We start from the raw sequence: 17888 nt of genomic DNA, 5'->3' as shown, positions 1-17888 counted from the left end.
CCGAGAGTCGGACCCGGTTTTCGGGCTGATGCGTCGAGTCAGGCCTACAGCATTCTTTGTGAACGGGGCGCCGCATGAGATGTGCGGCGCCCTTTTCTTCGATCAGGCAGCTGACGGCGAGGCCGGACTCAAAGCCTTCAACGTCGCCTGGACGAATCCGTCGCGCGCGGAAGACGCATGGATGCCGCGCGGCTCGTAGACATGGCGGTTCAGGAAGTGCGCGGTGAGACGGAACGCTGCCGCGAGCGCGTCGTGATCGGCCGCCTTCTGGCGACCCGATAGAAAGTTTGGAAGGGCGAGCATGCGCTCGCCATAAGGGGCGCCCGCCTCGCGGCTGACTGCGCGGCCCGATTTCGGCGACACATAGACGAGTTCGTCGCGCCTGCCTGTTGCCGCGCATTCCGAAAGATCGAGGCCGAAGCCGAGATCGTCCAGAACCGCCAGTTCGAAGCGCACGAAGAGTTCGCCGGCATCCGCAGGTTCCTGCAAGTGGTCGACGATGACGGCAAGCGCCTCGTAAAGATGCGGATGCGGATCGCGCTCGGGCAGAAGCCGCAAAAGGGCACCCAAGGCCTGGATGCCGTAAACCGAGATCGCCGTCTCCATCAGACTGGCGGCGCGCAACTGCGTGGGTTCGACACGGAATTCGCCGAGATGTTCGTCGAGGCGCGCGCGCCAGGTGACCTCGACCGAATTGCCCGGCTGCAGCACCGGCTGCATGGCACGCGATCGGCCCGCGCGCACCAGCCCCAGATGCCGGCCGTGCCCGGACGTCATGACCTCCGCGATGACCGAGCTCTCGCCATGTCTGCGGATGCCGAGAATGATGGCCTGGTCGCTCCATTGCATTGAAAAGGCATACACCCGCGGCGTGAAGCCGATCAAGCGGGATGGATCGAATACCGCACCAGGACGCCCGCAGGCGCAAAGGCCCCTTTCAGCCGCCCCCTCCTCGGACTACATTCGAAACGGGTCGATTCGCAGCCGTGTTCGAATGAGGGCACAGGCGTGACGGCCGATTTCGCCGATGCCATTTGCCATCGACAGGATCGTTTCGATTATGTTTGTGTTCCGCCTCGCACAGATTTCCATTCTTCTCGTCGCCGCCATTGCCCTCGCAGCCTGCGCGAGCAGCAGCAAGCCGCGGGCCGCCCGGCCGGCTGGACCCGACCCTTATTACACGGCGATGTACGGGCCGTTGCCGGAAGAGCTTTTCCCGCTGCCGGCGACCGACATCAGCAAGGTGGCCCCGAATTTCCTGCGCCAGCAGGTACCATACTCCACCATCGAGCCGCCGGGCACGATCGTCATCGACACGCCCGACCGGTATCTTTATTTGGTGCAGGACGGCGGGATGGCGCTGCGCTACGGGATCGGGGTCGGCAGGGAAGGCCTGGAGTTCGCCGGCGAGGCCCGCATCGGCCGGAAGGCGGAATGGCCGCGCTGGATCCCGACATCGGATATGGTCGCACGCGAGCCGGAGCGCTACGGGCCGCTCGCGGGCGGCATGGAACCAGGTCTTACCAATCCGCTTGGCCCGCGCGCCCTCTACCTTTACCAGAACGGCAAGGACACGCTGTTCCGTATTCACGGCACCCCGGAAGCCTGGTCGATCGGCAGGGCGGTTTCGAGCGGCTGCATCCGCATGCTCAATCAGGATATCATCGATCTTTATAGTCGCGTGCCGGAAGGAACTCGGGTTGTCGTGATCCAGGCGGAACCGCCGATGAGTGCGGCGCTGCCGCCGGGCGACGCCCCGATGGGCACGACGGCCGACAACCCGCTTCTTTCCTTCTGAGCGGGGGGGCATCCGCGACCTTTGCGCGTCTGAAAAGACGCGCGGCGCTGTAATCATGTCGCCCAAAAACGTGCGGCGGTTTTGGGGAATGACAGGCATAAAAACACGGACCTCAAGCGCGTCGCACGAGTACGCTCGATCATGACGCGCTGCAGACAAGCCATCGGAGCGACACCTTTCAATCGCCCGCCTTTGTGCGTATGAACGGTGAGTTATTGCAATCTGGGATATCGTCGTGCGTTACCTCATCACCGGAACCGCAGGTTTCATAGGCTTTCACGTCGCCAAGCGGCTGATCGACGACGGGCACTTCGTGGTCGGCTTCGACGGCATGACGCCCTATTACGACGTAACTCTGAAAGAGCGCCGGCATGCCATTCTCGAGCGCTCCAACGGCTTCAAGGCAGTGACGGCCATGCTTGAAGACCGGGCCGCCCTTGACCGGGCGGCGGGGCTCGCCGAGCCGGAGGTCATCATCCACCTCGCCGCACAGGCGGGCGTTCGCTACAGCCTCGAAAACCCAAAAGCCTACATGGACTCGAATGTCGTGGGATCCTGGAACATCCTGGAACTCGCGAAAGCGGTTGCCCCGAAACATCTGATGCTCGCCTCGACCTCTTCGATCTACGGCGCCAACGAAAAAATTCCCTTTGTCGAGACCGACAGGGCCGACGAGCCGATGACACTTTATGCCGCGACCAAGAAGTCGATGGAGCTGATGGCTCACAGCTACGCCCATCTCCACAAGGTACCGACGACGGCTTTCCGCTTCTTCACCGTCTATGGCCCGTGGGGGCGGCCGGACATGGCGCTCTTCAAATTTGTCGAAGCCATCCACAACAACAGGCCAATCGACATTTACGGTGAAGGGCGCATGAGCCGCGATTTCACCTATATCGACGATCTCGTGGAGGGCATTCTCCGGCTTTCGCACGTCGCGCCCTCCGAAGACAACCGCGTCGCGGCAGATGCGGCCGACGACACCCTCTCGCGCCATGCGCCGTTCCGTGTCGTCAATCTCGGGGGTGGCCAGCCGGTGGACCTGATGACCTTCGTGGAGACTGTCGAGCAAGCGCTCGGCCGTCCAGCGATCCGAAACATGCTGCCGATGCAGAAGGGGGACGTGCCACGCACCTATGCGTCGCCGGAACTGCTCGAGGCGCTCACCGGCTTCAAGCCCTCGATTTCAATCGAGGAGGGTGTCGGCAGGTTCGTGAAATGGTATGCGCAATATTACCACGCAGGCGGCGCCGATTGAGGCGTTTCGAGACAATTGCGGCGAATGCGCACGCCCCTGTCATTTGCTGGTCGAAAATCGGTCCTATTTGCCTATCAATGGATTGGTCTACAGCGCCGCGCGTCTTACCAGACGCGCAAAGGTCGCTGTAGCACTTTGAATTTCTGCATGTCCTTCTCTTAGACGAGGTTTAAGGAGACATGCAGTTGGCTTGGGATCTACCAAATTCGCCCATTCTGCGACGCGGGTTTGGTAGCGCCTGGCCTACCTCCCAAGAGCCTTGAAGACCCAACGACAAAGGAAGAGCGGATGAAGATAACGATGATTGGCGCCGGCTATGTCGGCCTGGTTTCCGGCGTGTGCTTTGCGGATTTCGGCCATGACGTCGTCTGCCTCGACAAGGACGAGGGCAAGATCGTGGCCCTCGAGAAGGGAGAGATTCCGATTTTCGAACCGGGCCTCGCCCAGCTCGTCGCCCACAATGTCGCCGCAGGACGCCTGACCTTCACCACCGACCTCACATCCGCCGTCGCAAACAGCGACGTCGTCTTCATTGCCGTCGGCACGCCGTCGCGTCGCGGCGACGGCCATGCCGATCTGTCCTACGTCTACGCGGCTGCGCGCGAGATCGCCGCCAACCTCTCCGGCTTCACCGTGATCGTCACCAAATCCACCGTACCGGTCGGAACCGGTGACGAGGTCGAGCGCATCATTCGCGAGACCAATCCGGAGGCCGACTTCGCCGTCGTCTCCAATCCGGAGTTCCTGCGCGAAGGCGCGGCGATCGAGGATTTCAAGCGACCGGACCGGATCGTCATCGGCCTCGACGGCAATGCCGAACGGGCGCGTGAGGTGATGACAGAAGTCTATCGCCCGCTCTACCTGAACCAGGCGCCGCTGGTCTTCACGACGCGCCGCACGTCCGAACTGATCAAGTATGCCGGTAATGCCTTCCTGGCGATGAAGATCACCTTCATCAACGAAATGGCTGACCTGTGCGAAAAAGTTGGCGCCAATGTCCAGGACGTGGCCCGCGGCATCGGCCTCGACGGGCGCATCGGCTCCAAATTCCTGCATGCCGGCCCGGGCTATGGCGGCTCCTGCTTCCCCAAAGACACGCTGGCGCTCGTCAAGACGGCGCAGGACCATGACAGCCCCGTGCGACTGGTCGAGACCACAGTTGCCGTCAACGACAACCGCAAGCGCGCAATGGGCCGCAAGGTGATCGTGGCGGCCGGCGGCGACGTGCGCGGCCGCAAGATCGCCGTGCTCGGCCTCACCTTCAAGCCGAACACCGACGACATGCGCGATAGCCCGGCGATCGCGATCGTTCAGACACTCCGGGACGCGGGCGCCGAAGTCACCGGCTACGATCCGGAAGGCGTGGAAAACGCCCGCAAGGTCATCGACGGCATGAATTATGCGAAAGACCCTTATGAGGCTGCGGCGCGCGCCGATGCGCTCGTGATCGTCACCGAATGGAACGAGTTCCGGGCGCTGGATTTCGGCCGGCTGAAGGCCGCCATGAAGACGCCGCTGCTCGTCGACCTGCGCAACATCTATCGCAAGGACGAAGTCACCAAGCACGGCTTCAGCTATGCCAGCATCGGCAGACCGGATTGATGAGGCGGAACCACGTCGCTCCGTGACGGCCCCGGGTCGCATCGGTCCGGAACCGGATTTCGGAACGATGCGTAGTTTCAAGAGCTACAGCGCCGCGCGCCTGAAAAGACGCGCGGCGCTGTAGCCTGGGCACCTGGAAATCAAGGGGGCTGCAGACAGGAGTCAAGCTTCGACGAATCCGTCAGGCCTTCGTTCCTACCGGCACCTTGGCGTCCCAGCTTTGCCCCGCAAAGATAACGCAGCTGCGACCGGAGACATCCTCACGATCAGAGTCCACGTACCGCTGTCGGCAGCATAGAGTTCCATCACCGCCCGCGGGTTGATCAGTCCGACCGCCGCCTGTTTTTCGGCATATTGCCGCGCCAGGAACTCGATCACCTGGGACCGCTCGGCGCAATTTACGACGCCCTGCGCTTCAGCCGGAACCGGATAAACCGTTGCTGCCAGCGCCAGCAGAGCAGCGTGCGGAAGGCTGCGGGTCACATTGCGTACCATGAGGCACCTCCTCTCACCGGGGGCTCCGGCGGAAGAGGATTTTCACGGGCCTGTTCCGCAGTAGACCGGCACTCCTAAAGGTCGACACCTACATGCGACGACGTGCGTCGCCACCGGAGGGATGACGGAGGGCCGGTTCAGGAACTGAAAAATCGGAATCCAGCCAACCGTGTCGTTGTACTAACGATCCGCGGCAAAAGCCGTTCCTTCCGGCGCTCACTTTTTGCGCATCGCCTCTATAAGCGCTGCACCGAACCCACCCTGTGCCGGGGCCTGGCTCTTCTGCGGCCGCCCGCCCGCATTGCGATTGCCGCCGCTCGGATTTGCTCCCCTCGCCTCTTGGCCGGTGTCGGCGCCGCCATCCTTGCGCATGCTAAGGCCGATACGCTTGCGGGCGATATCGACCTCCGTGACGCGCACACGTACTACGTCGCCGGCCTTGACGATCTCATGCGGATCCTTGACGAAACGATCTGCGAGCTGCGACACATGCACGAGGCCATCCTGGTGCACGCCGATATCGACGAAGGCGCCAAAGGCTGCGACGTTCGTCACGGTGCCTTCGAGCTGCATGCCGACTTTCAGGTCCCTGATATCGTCGATACCTTCGGCGAAGGTCGCGGTCTTGAAGCTCGGACGAGGATCGCGGCCGGGTTTCTCCAGCTCGGCGAGAATGTCCTTGACGGTTGGCAGACCGAAGCGCTCGTCGACGAAAATCCGCGGGTCGAGCTTCTTCAAGGCAGCGCTATCGCCCATCAGCGAGCGCACATCGCGGCCGCAGGCGGCGACGATCTTCTTGGCGATGCCATAGGCTTCCGGGTGCACGGCGGAGGCATCGAGCGGCTCGGGTCCATTCGGAATCCTCAGGAAACCGGCGCATTGCTCGAAGGTGCGCGCACCGAGGCGCGCCACCTTCAGAAGTTCCTGCCGGTTGGCAAAGGGGCCCATCGCATTGCGATGTGCAACGATCGCTTCCGCCGACGACTTGCCGAGTCCCGAGACCCGCGCCAGAAGCGGGGCCGAAGCGGTGTTGAGATCGACGCCGACGGCATTCACGGCATCTTCGACCACTGCGTCCAGCGACCGGCTGAGCTTCGACTGGTCGACGTCGTGCTGATACTGACCGACGCCGATCGATTTCGGCTCAATCTTGACGAGTTCGGCAAGCGGATCCTGCAGCCGCCGCGCGATCGACACGGCCCCGCGCAGTGAAACATCGAGCTCCGGGAACTCGACGGCCGCCGTTTCCGAAGCGGAGTAAACCGAGGCTCCCGCTTCCGAGACGATGACTTTCGTCGGCTTCGGTGCCGGCATTTGCGCTAGCATGTCGGCGACGAGTTTCTCTGTTTCGCGGCTGCCGGTGCCGTTGCCAATGGCAATCAGCTCAACCTGGTGCTTGCGCAGCAATGATGCGAGTTCGGCTTGCGTGCCGCGAACATCGTTCTTCGGCGGAAAGGGATAGACGGTCGTCGTGTCCAGGAGTTTTCCCGTGCCGTCGACGACGGCGACCTTCACGCCGGTGCGGATGCCGGGATCGAGACCCATGGTCGCACGCGAGCCGGCCGGGGCGGCAAGCAGCAGGTCCTTGAGATTGCGTGCGAAGACGCGAATCGCCTCCTCCTCGGCCCGCTCACGCAGCTCGCGCATCAGGTCCAGCGAGAGCGACAGCGAAAGTTTGATACGCCAGGTCCAGCCTATGACCTCCAGCAGCCACTTGTCTCCCGGCAGGGATCCGCGCACATCATAGGCAGCCGCGATCATCCGTTCGACGGGTTTCTGCGGCGAAACCTCGTCCTGATCGACGACGATATCGACGGAAAGGACCTCCTCGTTCCAACCGCGCAGCATCGCCAGCGCCCGGTGCCCGGGCGCGGTGGCCCAGCGCTCCGTATGGTCGAAATAGTCGGAGAATTTCGCGCCGGCCTCCTGCCTGCCGTCAACCACCCTGGCGCGCAGGAAGGCCGCTTCGCGCATATGGTTGCGCAGGCGCCCGAGAAGGTCGGCATTTTCGGTCATGCCCTCGGCGATGATGTCGCGGGCGCCGTCGAGCGCCGTCTTCACGTCTGGGATATTCGCGCTCAGGAAGGCGGCCGCACGCTCGGCCGGCGCGATGGTGCGATCGGCAAGGATCCCTTCCGCGAGCGGCCCGAGGCCGCGCTCCCGTGCGATTTCCGCCTTGGTCCGCCGCTTCGGCTTGTAGGGCAGATAGATGTCCTCGAGCTCCGCCTTGGTGACAGCGGCGGCTATTTTGCCTTCGAGGTCATCGGTGAGCTTGCCCTGGGTGCGGATCGAGTCGAGAATCGACACGCGCCGCGCCTCGAGTTCGCGCAGATAGGTGAGCCGCTCGGAGAGAATACGCAGTTGCGTATCGTCGAGACCGCCGGTGACCTCCTTGCGGTAGCGGGCGATGAACGGCACGGTGGCCCCGCCGTCGAGCAATTCGACTGCGGCGCCGACCTGAGCAGGGGTCGCCTTGATCTCGCTTGCGATGATGGTGGCGATGGGCTTTGCGGTCGTGACCATTCGGCATTCCGTTCTTCTGTTTCCGGCGGGACCATACCGGCGCAACGAGGCAAGGCCAAGCGAAAGCCGTTTGCGGCCAGCCGGAACTCCACAGGAGAGCAGAAACGATTCCCCGCGGCTTCTTCCCCGCATGCGGGCGAAGGGGGATGGTGCGCCCTCTCATCGCTTCTTCAAAAATATCGCAGGCGGATGGTCAAACGGCAATGAGTTCCAGCCGCTGCCGCGTCTTCTCGAATTCCAGCAGTTCGCGCTCCTTCGCTTCGATGTAATCGCGCGACACCGGAACCGTCTCGAGCGATGGCGAAAGCTGGAGCTGGAAAACGAAATGCTTGTCGTAGAGGAACGCAGTCTCCGAGGCAGCGAGATAGAATTCCCACATCCTGAAGAAGCGCTCGTCGTACAGCCTCAGCACCTCTTCCCGCCGCGCCACGAAGCGCTCGCGCCAGGCCCTGAGCGTCCAGGCGTAATGCATCGGCAGGATTTCGATGTCCTTGACCAGCAGTCGAACGTTTTCGACCGGCGGCAGAACCTCCGAAAGGGCGGGGATATAGCCGCCGGGGAATATGTATTTCTCGATCCACGGATTGGTGGCCCAGGGCTTGTACATCTGGCCGATCGAGTGAAGCAGCATCACCCCCTCGGGCTTCAGGAGCTCCTTCATCTTGCGGAAGAAAATGCCGTAATTGCCGATGCCCACATGCTCGAACATGCCGACGGAGACGATGCGATCGAACTGCCGCCCCTGCATAGTGCGATAGTCCTGCAATTCGAATCGGACGCGATCGGAAAGGCCGCGTTTGGCTGCGCGCTCGCGCGAAACCTTGAGCTGCTCCTCGCTGAGCGTGATGCCCGTAACCTCGACCCCCGAGGATTCGGCGAGATACATGGCCATTCCGCCCCAGCCGGAGCCGACCTCCAGCACCTTCTGGCCGGGTTCGAGCAGAAGCTTGGCCGCGATGTGCCGCTTCTTGGCGCGCTGAGCCTCTTCGAGCGAGATTCCCGGCGGATGAAAATAGGCGCAGGAATATTGCCAGTCCTCATCCAGGAAGAGGTTGAAGAGCTTGCCATCGAGATCGTAATGATGCGCGACGTTGCGGCGGTTGCGATTGACCGGCAGCCGGCTCTTTAGCTGCTGGCGCAGAACGTGCCAAACCGCCGTCACGGTGTTGGCGGCGTTTGCGGCGTTCTCCAGACCATTGCTCTTGGCGATGGAAAGGACATCGAAGATATCGCCCTCCTCGATGACGACGCGACCGTCCATGTACATTTCGCCGAACTTCAGCCCGGGATCGCGCACTATGGCCTTTTCTGCTTCGGCGTCGACGAGCCTTATGGTCGCCGGCTTCCCCGTGCCGTCGCCGAACACGACCTGCTCACCCGTCGCGAAGATGACCTTGAGTTTTCCCTTCTGCACCAGACTGCGAAGCAAATTCACCAATGCCGCATTCATATCCTACCTCGACGCCAGACCTCGACTGAAACCTTTCGGTTCTTCCGCACGGAGCGTAGGGTGGCTCGGCCGTCTTCCGGAAATATGTGCTGCGCTCGCGAAATGGTCGCGTCCGGAAGTGGCCGGAAACCGGCTCGGGCAAGCCTCACGGCCTCCGGAAAGCTGAACCGGCAATGCGCGCAGGAGCAGCGACCGGGATGTCGTCAGGCAAGCCGTTTAGGGCTCCTATCCATCAGAACTTCCCTTAAACTTAGCGAGGTTCGGCGGTTTATCAATGGGGCTTTTCCGTGGCCCCTCAAGGACTTGCCGCCTTAGAATATTCGAAAGAACTATCGCTATACGTTTGAGGTACCGCCCGGTGTCGGCCCTCTACAGCGTTCGTCTTGTTCTGATGCGTAGAGATCGCTGCAGCGGACTCGACTGCAGCCGGTCAAGCTTTACGGAAACATGGAGCCGGCGCCGAAGACGCCCCGGCCGGGGAGACGGTCTCGATCATGCGGACGATCGAAGTCGATTGCAGGTCCGGCCGGTACGATTCCGGTCGGGTTGACGTTGCGCAGGCTGTAATAGCCGCGCTTGATCTCGTCGATGCGTACGCTCTCGCGGATGCCCGGCCACTGGTAGATCTCCCGCAGGTGACCGGAGAGCGAAGGATAATCCTCGATCCGGCGAATGTTGCACTTGAAGGCACCGTAATAGGCGGCGTCGAAACGGACCAGGGTTACGAACAGGCGGAGATCCGCTTCGGTAAGATATTCGCCGGCGAGATATCTGTGCGTCGAAAGATGCGATTCGAGCTCGTCGAGCATGTCGAAAAGCGCCGCGACGGCCTCGTCATAGGCGGCCTGCGTCTTGGCGAAGCCCGCCCGATAGACACCGTTATTCACGCGGGTGTAGATCGGCTCGTTCCAACGTTCGACGTCCTTGCGCAAAGATGCAGGATAGAAGTCCAGGCGATTGCCTGAGAGCCGATCAAAAGCCGTATTGAGAATGCGGATGATTTCGGCCGATTCGTTGTTGACGATCGATCCCTCCTGCATGTCCCACAGCACCGGCACCGAGACCTTGCCCGTATAGGTCGGATCGCTTGCGGTGTAGAGCTGGTGATGGTAGCGAATGCGGCCGACGCGGGTGCCGGCGTCGGCGGGCTCGCGATAGGCCCATCCGTCGTCTCCCAGCACGGGATCCGCCACTGCAAGGCTGACGATCCCTTCGAGACCCTTGAGTACGCGCATCGCGATGGTGCGCGAGGCCCAGGGGCAAAGATACGATACGAACAACCGGTAGCGGCCGGCTTCCGCCCTTCGCGCCGGCTGGCCGTCCGGCCCCGGCCGTCCATCGGCGGTGATCCAGTTGCGGAACCGGGTCGGCTCGCGGTGGAAGGCGCCGTCCTTCATCTCGCTCGCGGCGACATCGGTCCTTACCCATTCTCCGTCGACCAGTTGCGGCATTCGAGCTCTCCCGAGACGCTGTACTCACCGGCGCCATCGCCCACCTCCTCCCATGAGACTACCGGCGGGTCAATCGCGTGGAGGGGTGACAGATTGTTCGCGCTCTGGATAACGGACTTGCCTCACGGGAGGAGGTGGGCGCGAGCGAATCTTACTCGTTTACAGTCTAACGACCGCAAGCCGCGGAGCTACGGGCTACTTCGGGAATTCGAGCCCCATTTCGCGGAAGCGTTCCGGATCGTCCCCCCAGTTCTCGCGCACCTTCACGAACAGGAACAGGTGGACCGGCTGTTCCAGGATCTCCGAAATCTCCCTGCGGGCCGCCGTCGAGATCGCCTTGATCGCCTCACCGCCCTTGCCGAGCGCGATCTTCTTCTGGCTGTCGCGCTCGACATAGATCACCTGCTCGATGCGCACGGAGCCATCCTTGCGTTCTTCCCACTTCTCGGTCTCGACATGCGAGGCGTAGGGGATCTCCTGATGCAGGCGAAGGAACAGCTTTTCGCGGGTGATCTCGGCCGCGAGCTGGCGCATCGGCAGGTCGGAAATCTGGTCCTCGGGATAATACCACGGGCCCTCCGGCAGCGTCGCCGCGAGGTAATCCATGAGATCCTGGCAGCCGGAGCCGTTCTGCGCCGAAATCATGAAGGTACGCTCGAAGCCGACGGCATCGTTTGCCGCGGCCGAAAGCTGCAACAGTTCCTCCGGGCGGACCCGGTCGATCTTGTTGAGCACCAGCACCTTTGGCTGCCGGACCTCCTTCAAGCCATCGAGGATCGCCTCCGCATCGCCCTTGAGCCCGCGCTCGCTGTCGATCAGCAGCACGATCACGTCGGCATCCTTTGCGCCGCCCCATGCGGTGGTGACCATGGCGCGGTCAAGCCGCCGGCGCGGCTTGAAGATGCCGGGGGTATCCAGGAAGACGATCTGGGTGTTGTCGTGAATGGCAATGCCGCGAATGATCGCCCGCGTCGTCTGCACCTTATGGCTGACGATCGTCACCTTCGCCCCGACAAGGCGGTTGACCAATGTCGATTTGCCGGCATTCGTCGCGCCGATCAGCGCCACGAAACCCGAGCGGGTCGGCTTGGCGCCGGCGCCCTTGTCCTGTTCCTTGTCCGTCATGATATCCGTCAATCTCCGGCAGACCGCTTCTGCCAAACACCCTCGCGCTCCAGCAACCTCATGGCGGCGATCTGCTCCGCGGCGCGTTTCGAGCGGTCCATGCCCGTCTCGGGCGCTAGCCCGGCCACCTCGACCGTCACCGTGAAGCGGGGATCATGGTCGGGACCGGAACGATCATCCGTCCTGTATTTCGGCGCGACACCGAACCTGGCGTGCGCCCATTCCTGCAATTCGGTTTTCGCATCGCGCCGGGCACCGTCGGCGCTTTCGGCGCGATCGGTCCAGTGCTTGAGCACGAAGCGCCGCGCCGCCTCCAGCCCGCCGTCGAGATAGATGGCGGCGATCAGCGACTCTACCACATCGGCCCTCACATTCATCATGTGCTTGCCCGTAATTCTCTTGACGTCCGACCCCGTGCGGATGAATTCGTGCAGCGATAGCTCGTCGGCAACCCGCGCGCAGCTCTCTGCGCTGACGAGCTGGTTCAGGCGCACCGAAAGCTCGCCCTCGTTGGCGTCACGAAAGGTCTGGAACAGGAGTTCCGCTACGCAGAGCCCGAGCACGCGATCGCCGAGAAATTCCAGCCGCTGGTAGTTGCTGCCCCGCGCCGTTCGGGCGCTGGAATGGGTCAGGGCGCGATCAAGCCGCTCCTTCTCCGAGAACTGATAACCGATCGCGGTCTCGAGCCTTGCCCGATCCTCCGCGCTCAGCGAGCGTCCCTTCATCATTCGACGCCCTTGAACAGGCGGTCGTAGCGCAGGTTGGCCGGCCACTTCCAAATCTCACGGAACGAGGTGTCGTTGCCGAGCGAGAAGAAGATCAGGCTGGCGCGGCCGACCAGGTTCTCAGCCGGAACGAAACCGACATCGAAGCGGCTGTCGGCAGAATTGTCCCGGTTGTCGCCCATCATGAAGTAGTGGCCCTCGGGGACGATGAATTCACGGGTATTATCACCGCGCGAATCCGGGAATTGGTCGAGGGTGTCATAGGAAACGCCGTTGTCCATGGTCTCCCGGTAAACCGGGATGTCGCCGCCCGTGTCGTATTGGTCGTCCGCGCGGAACGACCCGTCCGGCACGCGATCAACGGGCTTGTCATTGACGTAGAGAACGCTGTTGCGCACCTGGATTCGGTCGCCCGGAAGGCCGACCAGCCGCTTGATGTAGTCGATGTCCGGGTTCGGCGGGAAACGGAAGACGACGATATCGCCGCGCTCCGGCTCGCTCGCGAAAATGCGCCCGCTGAAGAGGTTCGGCGAGAAGGGCAGCGAGTATTTCGAATAGCCGTAGGCGAATTTGTTGACGAAGATGTAGTCGCCGACGAGCAGCGTCGGCATCATGGAACCCGACGGAATCGTAAAGGGCTGAAAGAAGACCGTCCGGATGACCAAAGCCAGGAGCAGTGCCTGGATGATGACCTTCACATTTTCCCAGAGACCGCTCTGCTTCGTTTCTGTGTTCTCTGACACTCTGCCTTCTTCCTTGTCATCCTGACCGGTGGGTGCCTTGCGATTCAGCATTCGAATGCCCCGAACTCCCGTGCCTGCGCGACGCCGCGCAAGTCGATCCTATAGTTTCCGGGAATACCGCACCTCAAGCGACCTTTGCAGCGACGTGCGTCTTTTCGGAGGCACAAGGTCTCAGTGGCGCAGTGCGCTCGCGCGCAGGTCCCGTCTTCCCGAGAGTGCTCTAAACCGTTCCATCCGCCGGAGCAACCGCAAGAGCCTCGATAATCACGAAGGCCTGCGCCAATGGAAAATCGTCGGTGATCGTCAGATGGATCGCCGCGCGGTGTCCGACGGGCAACATCCCTTGCAGGCGCTGCGCCGCGCCGCCGGTCAATTGCATCGTCGGCTTTCCACCCGGCATGTTGACGACGCCCATGTCCTTCCAGAACACGCCCTGCGCCAGGCCGGTACCCAGCGCCTTCGAACAGGCCTCTTTGGCCGCGAAGCGCTTGGCGTAGGATGCCGCGCGGTTCTTGCGGCTCTCCGACTTGGCGATTTCGATGTCGGTGAAACAGCGCTGGACGAAACGCTCGCCGAAACGCTCGAGAGAATTCTCTATGCGGCGGATATCGATGAGATCGCTGCCGATGCCGATGATCATGATGAATGTCCGACCCTCTACACACGCTGGTGCCGGCGCTGCTTCTGAAAATGCCAAGCGGCCCGGAAGGCAAGCGGATAGAAGATCAAGGCGCCGGCCAAGGCGAGCGGGATCGAACCGACGAGCAGCGGCTTCAGAACCGGTCCCCAGAGTTCAGCCAGGTTCATGTGCTCGATCATCCGGCCGATTTCCGCCGCGGTGACGGCCGCACCGCCCACTGGCCCCAAAAGCGCGGTGCCGATCTCATAGGAAACGGTCAGGATCACCGGAATGGTGATCGGATTGGCGAGTACCGTGCTGATGGCGGCTGCGAGCACATTGCCCGAGAAGGCCGATGCAAGGATGACCGCCATAACGATGTGCAAACCGAAGAACGGAGTGAAGGAGGATGCTGCGCCCGCCGCCACGCCGACGGCAATCGAATGCGGCGACGATTTCAGGCGCAGTATACGCAGGGCGATATAGCGCAAACCGCGCCCTCGCCCCTTGCGCGGCGAGATCACGGCGCGGAGTCTTTCGGCAAGCGGCACCGGTTTTCTACGCCTAAATAACATCTATGCCGTCATGATCCCATGCAGAGACCGCCGCAAATCGGCGCAAGACGGCCCGCCCGCCTCGTTCTGGCGAAAGATAAGTGCGAGCAGCGCCGCACGCAAGGGAGACCATGACGGGTCTGCCAGCGTGGGAGCCATGCAAATGGCGCATGACTCGATTGAGCGCTTCCGCGGCGCCTCACCGGGGCGCAACGGCTGCAGGTCAATAATACTTCCGAAAAAGGCCGCGATCGATCTGACGCTGGCGGTGCTCGAGGTCCATGCGATCGACCGAGCCGTTCAGATAGGCGATCTCGCGTTCCTCGACGGTGGGAATGTGCAGAGCACGGGTGATTTTCTTCAACTGCTTGAACATGGCAAACCTCTTCGTTTACCTCCCGAGCAGGAAGATAGTTTAGCTATGTCTGCTACACCAGCGCCGGGATGAGGCGGCAGCCATGCGCCGCGCGCATGGCAACACCGGTTTCTCGCTCATCCGTGCCCGATATTCAGGCATTTGCATCAGCAGGTTCTCGACGCCCAGGATCGAGCCGGCCCTATCGGCTCCTGTCACCGAGCCTGGTATTTGGATCACGCGAACAGGCGCTTCACCATGGAAATGCTCGGCAGTTCCTTCAGTTGCGTCATCAGATGGTTGAGCTGGCGCAGGTCCCAGACTTCGAGATCAAACTGCAATTCGCTGAAATCGGCTGCCACGCGGCCCATCGACAGCGAGCGGATGTTTACGTCGGTGGTAGCAACCGCCTGGGCAATCTCCGCCAGCGTGCCGGGCTCGTTCAAGGCGCTGACAGCAATCCTTGCCATGAAACGGCTGTTGTTCGCCTCGTCCAGATCCCATCGCACATCGATCCAGCGCTCCGGTTCCTCGTCGAACTTCTGCAGGATCGGCGACTGGATCGGGTAGATGGTGATGCCCTTCTCCTTATCCATGATGCCGACGATCCGGTCGCCGGGAACCGCCCCGGCGGGGCTGAAATGCACCTCGGCATTGCCGGACAGGCCGCGGATCGGCAGCGCTTCCGGTCCTTCGGCCTGCTGCGCAGCGGTCGCCTCTTTCGAGCGGCCCGGCAGCTTGAAGACCATCCCGGCGGCGCTACGCATGTTGAACCAGCCGTCGTCTGCGCTAGGCTTGACGGTCACGCGTTCGTCCTGATGGTCGGGGAAGACGGCACGCAGCACGTCGAGCGAGGAGAGCTCCCCGCGGCCGACGGCGGCTATCGCGTCTTCGATTTCCTTCTGCCCGAGCCGGTGCAGCACCGGCTTCAATCCCTCGCGTGAGAAGGTTTTGCCGGCCCGCTCGAAGGTGCGCTCGAGGATGCGGTAGCCGAGGCCGGCATATTGCTTGCGCACCGCCGCACGCGTCGCGCGGCGAATGGCGGCGCGCGCCTTGCCGGTGACGACGATCTCTTCCCAGGCGGGTGGCGGCACCTGAATGCCGGAGCGGATGATCTCCACCTCGTCACCATTGTTCAGTCGCGTCACCAGCGGCATGATGCGGCCGTTGATCTTGGCGCCGACGCAGGTATCGCCGATATTGGTGTGCACCGCATAGGCAAAGTCGATCGGCGTCGCGCCACGCGGCAGCGCGATCAACTGCCCCTTGGGCGTGAAGCAGAATACCTGGTCCTGGAACAGTTCGAGTTTTGTGTGCTCGAGGAATTCTTCCGGATTGTCGCCTTCGGCGAGCGACTCGATCGTGCGGCGCAGCCACGCATAGGCATTCGACGTCGGAGACCGCGTCGCCTCCCCCGAGACGGTGTCGCGATCCTTGTAGATCGCATGCGCCGCGATGCCGTATTCGGCGATCTCATGCATGCGCTTGGTGCGGATCTGCAGTTCGATGCGTTGGCGGGACGGTCCGATAATCGTCGTGTGTATCGACTGGTAATCATTTTGCTTCGGGGTGGAGATGTAGTCCTTGAAACGGCCCGGTACCACGCGCCAGCGGGTGTGGACGATGCCGAGCGCCCGATAGCAGGATTGGATATCGTCGACGATAATGCGGAAGCCCCAGACATCCGACAATTGCTCGAAAGAGAGCGATTTCGACTGCATCTTGCGAAAGACGGAATAGGGCTTCTTCTGTCTTCCCTTCACATAGCCGCTCTTGAGGCCCTCGGCCTCGAGCAAGTCGCTCAATTCCTGTTCGATCTTCTTGATCAGGCCTTCATTGCGCTGGGAGAGCTCCTCCAGCCGCCTCGTGACCGTCTCGTAAGCCTCTGGATTGATATGGCGGAAGGCGAGGTTTTCGAGTTCCTCGCGCATGTCCTGCATGCCCATGCGCCCGGCAAGCGGCGCATAGATGTCCATCGTCTCCTCGGATATCCGGGCACGCTTTTCCGCCGACATGTGATCGAGCGTGCGCATGTTGTGCAGCCGGTCGGCGAGCTTGACGAGGAGAACGCGGACATCGTCCGAGATCGCCAGCAGGAGCTTGCGCAGGTTTTCCGCCTGCTTCGCTTTCTTGGTGACGAGATCGAGCTTCTTGATTTTCGTCAGCCCCTCGACCAGCGCGCCGATATCCTCGCCGAAGAGTTCGTCGATCTCCTGTCGCGTCGCTGTCGTGTCCTCGATCGTGTCGTGCAGCAGCGCCACGGCGATCGTGGACTCGTCGAGGTGCATCTCCGTCAGGATCGCCGCCACTTCCAGGGGGTGGGAAATATAGGGATCGCCGCTTGCCCGCTTCTGCTGTCCATGTTTCTGCATGGCGTAGACATAGGCCTTGTTCAGCAAGGCCTCATTGACATCGGGCTTGTAGCTCTGCACGCGCTCAACGAGCTCGTATTGGCGCATCATCCGCTGGCGGCTCCATTGCAATCACAACAAACAAAAAAAGTGCGCCAATCATACGAGTGGCGCACTGCTTCGAAAACACGTTGGAACAGCTTTTGCCGAACGGATCTCAGTAGTCGTCGCTCTTTTCCGGGGGAACCAGGCCCTCGATGCCGGCCAGCAGTTCTTCCTCGGACATGCGGTCGAAGGTCAGCGCTTCCGGCTGGTCTTCTTCCTCCGCGGCTTCCGCGAAAGCGGCCGTCTCGGTCTGGGTGAGCGCGGCCGCATCGGGCTCTGGCTCGTCCACTTCGACATGCTTCTGCAGCGAGTGGATCAGGTCTTCCTTCAGATCGCCGGGCGAAAGCGCCTCGTCGGCGATCTCGCGCAATGCGACGACCGGGTTCTTGTCATTGTCGCGGTCGACCGTGATCTGGGCGCCTTGCGATATGAGACGAGCGCGGTGGCTGGCAAGCAGGACGAGCTCGAAACGATTTTCGACCTTGTCGATGCAGTCTTCGACGGTGACGCGGGCCATGGCCTTGTCCTTTGCGACTGGAAAGGCGCGGCGGCATTGCCGCTGCGCAGATTGACGACGTCGAAACCGGAAATTGCCGTAACGTGACGGCTCCATTGGCTCCGATTTCTGGAATTAGCGCCCGGATACAATCAAATCCGCACAAGTTCAAGTTTTTCCTGCATCCGGCGCTCACATCCTTCCCCGCCGCATGGTAGAATGTGCCGTCCCGGCACGG

The 17888-nt window shown here is 62.1% G+C and carries 15 protein-coding genes and 1 pseudogene; 3 read left to right on the top strand and 13 right to left on the bottom strand.

Annotation, left to right across the window (positions count from 1 at the left end):
* Positions 1-102 precede the first annotated feature (102 nt).
* Positions 103-849 carry a DNA repair protein RecO gene (recO, locus tag EKH55_RS03450; protein ID WP_106407949.1) on the bottom strand — a complete coding sequence of 249 codons (747 nt, stop codon included), beginning with the start codon at positions 847-849 and terminating at the stop codon, positions 103-105.
* Positions 850-1060: 211 nt separating this feature from the next.
* Between recO and EKH55_RS03445 the strand changes: the two genes are divergently transcribed.
* From EKH55_RS03445 to rkpK, 3 genes are all read left to right on the top strand, one after another.
* Positions 1061-1798: a L,D-transpeptidase gene (locus tag EKH55_RS03445; protein WP_069460839.1), complete on the top strand. Its 738-nt coding sequence runs from the start codon at positions 1061-1063 to the stop codon at positions 1796-1798.
* A 235-nt stretch (positions 1799-2033) separates the two neighbouring features.
* On the top strand, positions 2034-3056 hold the full coding sequence (locus EKH55_RS03440; protein ID WP_069460553.1) for an NAD-dependent epimerase: 1023 nt from the start codon (positions 2034-2036) through the stop codon (positions 3054-3056).
* Positions 3057-3344: 288 nt separating this feature from the next.
* Positions 3345-4658, top strand: coding sequence for a UDP-glucose 6-dehydrogenase (gene rkpK, locus EKH55_RS03435; protein ID WP_069460552.1), 1314 nt, complete (start codon positions 3345-3347; stop codon positions 4656-4658).
* A 181-nt stretch (positions 4659-4839) separates the two neighbouring features.
* Here rkpK and EKH55_RS03430 read toward each other — a convergent pair.
* The 12 genes and pseudogenes from EKH55_RS03430 to rpoZ all read right to left on the bottom strand — a co-directional run bounded on the left by EKH55_RS03430 (position 4840) and on the right by rpoZ (position 17671).
* Positions 4840-5153 (bottom strand): annotated as a pseudogene (locus EKH55_RS03430) (hypothetical protein).
* 216 nt (positions 5154-5369) lie between these two features.
* Positions 5370-7676 carry a Tex family protein gene (locus EKH55_RS03425; protein WP_151610982.1) on the bottom strand — a complete coding sequence of 769 codons (2307 nt, stop codon included), beginning with the start codon at positions 7674-7676 and terminating at the stop codon, positions 5370-5372.
* A 193-nt stretch (positions 7677-7869) separates the two neighbouring features.
* Positions 7870-9126 carry a cyclopropane fatty acid synthase gene (locus tag EKH55_RS03420; RefSeq protein ID WP_151610981.1) on the bottom strand — a complete coding sequence of 419 codons (1257 nt, stop codon included), beginning with the start codon at positions 9124-9126 and terminating at the stop codon, positions 7870-7872.
* 437 nt (positions 9127-9563) lie between these two features.
* Positions 9564-10577, bottom strand: a complete 1014-nt coding sequence (locus EKH55_RS03415; RefSeq protein WP_151610980.1) for a glutathione S-transferase family protein — start codon at positions 10575-10577, stop codon at positions 9564-9566.
* Between the two features lie 195 nt (positions 10578-10772).
* Positions 10773-11702 carry a GTPase Era gene (era, locus tag EKH55_RS03410; protein WP_069460838.1) on the bottom strand — a complete coding sequence of 310 codons (930 nt, stop codon included), beginning with the start codon at positions 11700-11702 and terminating at the stop codon, positions 10773-10775.
* A gap of 8 nt (positions 11703-11710) precedes the next feature.
* Entirely contained in the window at positions 11711-12427 is a 717-nt protein-coding gene (rnc, locus tag EKH55_RS03405) for a ribonuclease III (protein WP_106407947.1), read from the bottom strand.
* Positions 12427-13170, bottom strand: coding sequence for a signal peptidase I (gene lepB / locus EKH55_RS03400; protein WP_069460837.1), 744 nt, complete (start codon positions 13168-13170; stop codon positions 12427-12429). Before lepB ends, rnc begins: the two co-directional genes overlap by 1 nt.
* A gap of 220 nt (positions 13171-13390) precedes the next feature.
* Positions 13391-13810 carry a holo-ACP synthase gene (acpS, locus tag EKH55_RS03395; RefSeq protein ID WP_069460546.1) on the bottom strand — a complete coding sequence of 140 codons (420 nt, stop codon included), beginning with the start codon at positions 13808-13810 and terminating at the stop codon, positions 13391-13393.
* Between the two features lie 17 nt (positions 13811-13827).
* A complete protein-coding gene (locus tag EKH55_RS03390; protein WP_151610979.1) occupies positions 13828-14364 on the bottom strand; it encodes a DUF2062 domain-containing protein in 537 nt (178 codons plus the stop codon).
* Positions 14365-14566: 202 nt separating this feature from the next.
* Entirely contained in the window at positions 14567-14719 is a 153-nt protein-coding gene (locus EKH55_RS03385) for a DUF3563 family protein (RefSeq protein WP_069460544.1), read from the bottom strand.
* A 215-nt stretch (positions 14720-14934) separates the two neighbouring features.
* Entirely contained in the window at positions 14935-17160 is a 2226-nt protein-coding gene (locus EKH55_RS03380; protein ID WP_069460543.1) for a RelA/SpoT family protein, read from the bottom strand.
* Between the two features lie 106 nt (positions 17161-17266).
* Positions 17267-17671 carry a DNA-directed RNA polymerase subunit omega gene (gene rpoZ, locus EKH55_RS03375; protein WP_151610978.1) on the bottom strand — a complete coding sequence of 135 codons (405 nt, stop codon included), beginning with the start codon at positions 17669-17671 and terminating at the stop codon, positions 17267-17269.
* Positions 17672-17888 lie beyond the last annotated feature (217 nt).

It is taken from the genome of Sinorhizobium alkalisoli (assembly GCF_008932245.1).
Classification (GTDB): domain Bacteria; phylum Pseudomonadota; class Alphaproteobacteria; order Rhizobiales; family Rhizobiaceae; genus Sinorhizobium; species Sinorhizobium alkalisoli.
The sequence above is the reverse complement of the archived record's forward strand: the minus strand, read 5'-3'. Positions and strand labels throughout refer to the sequence as shown.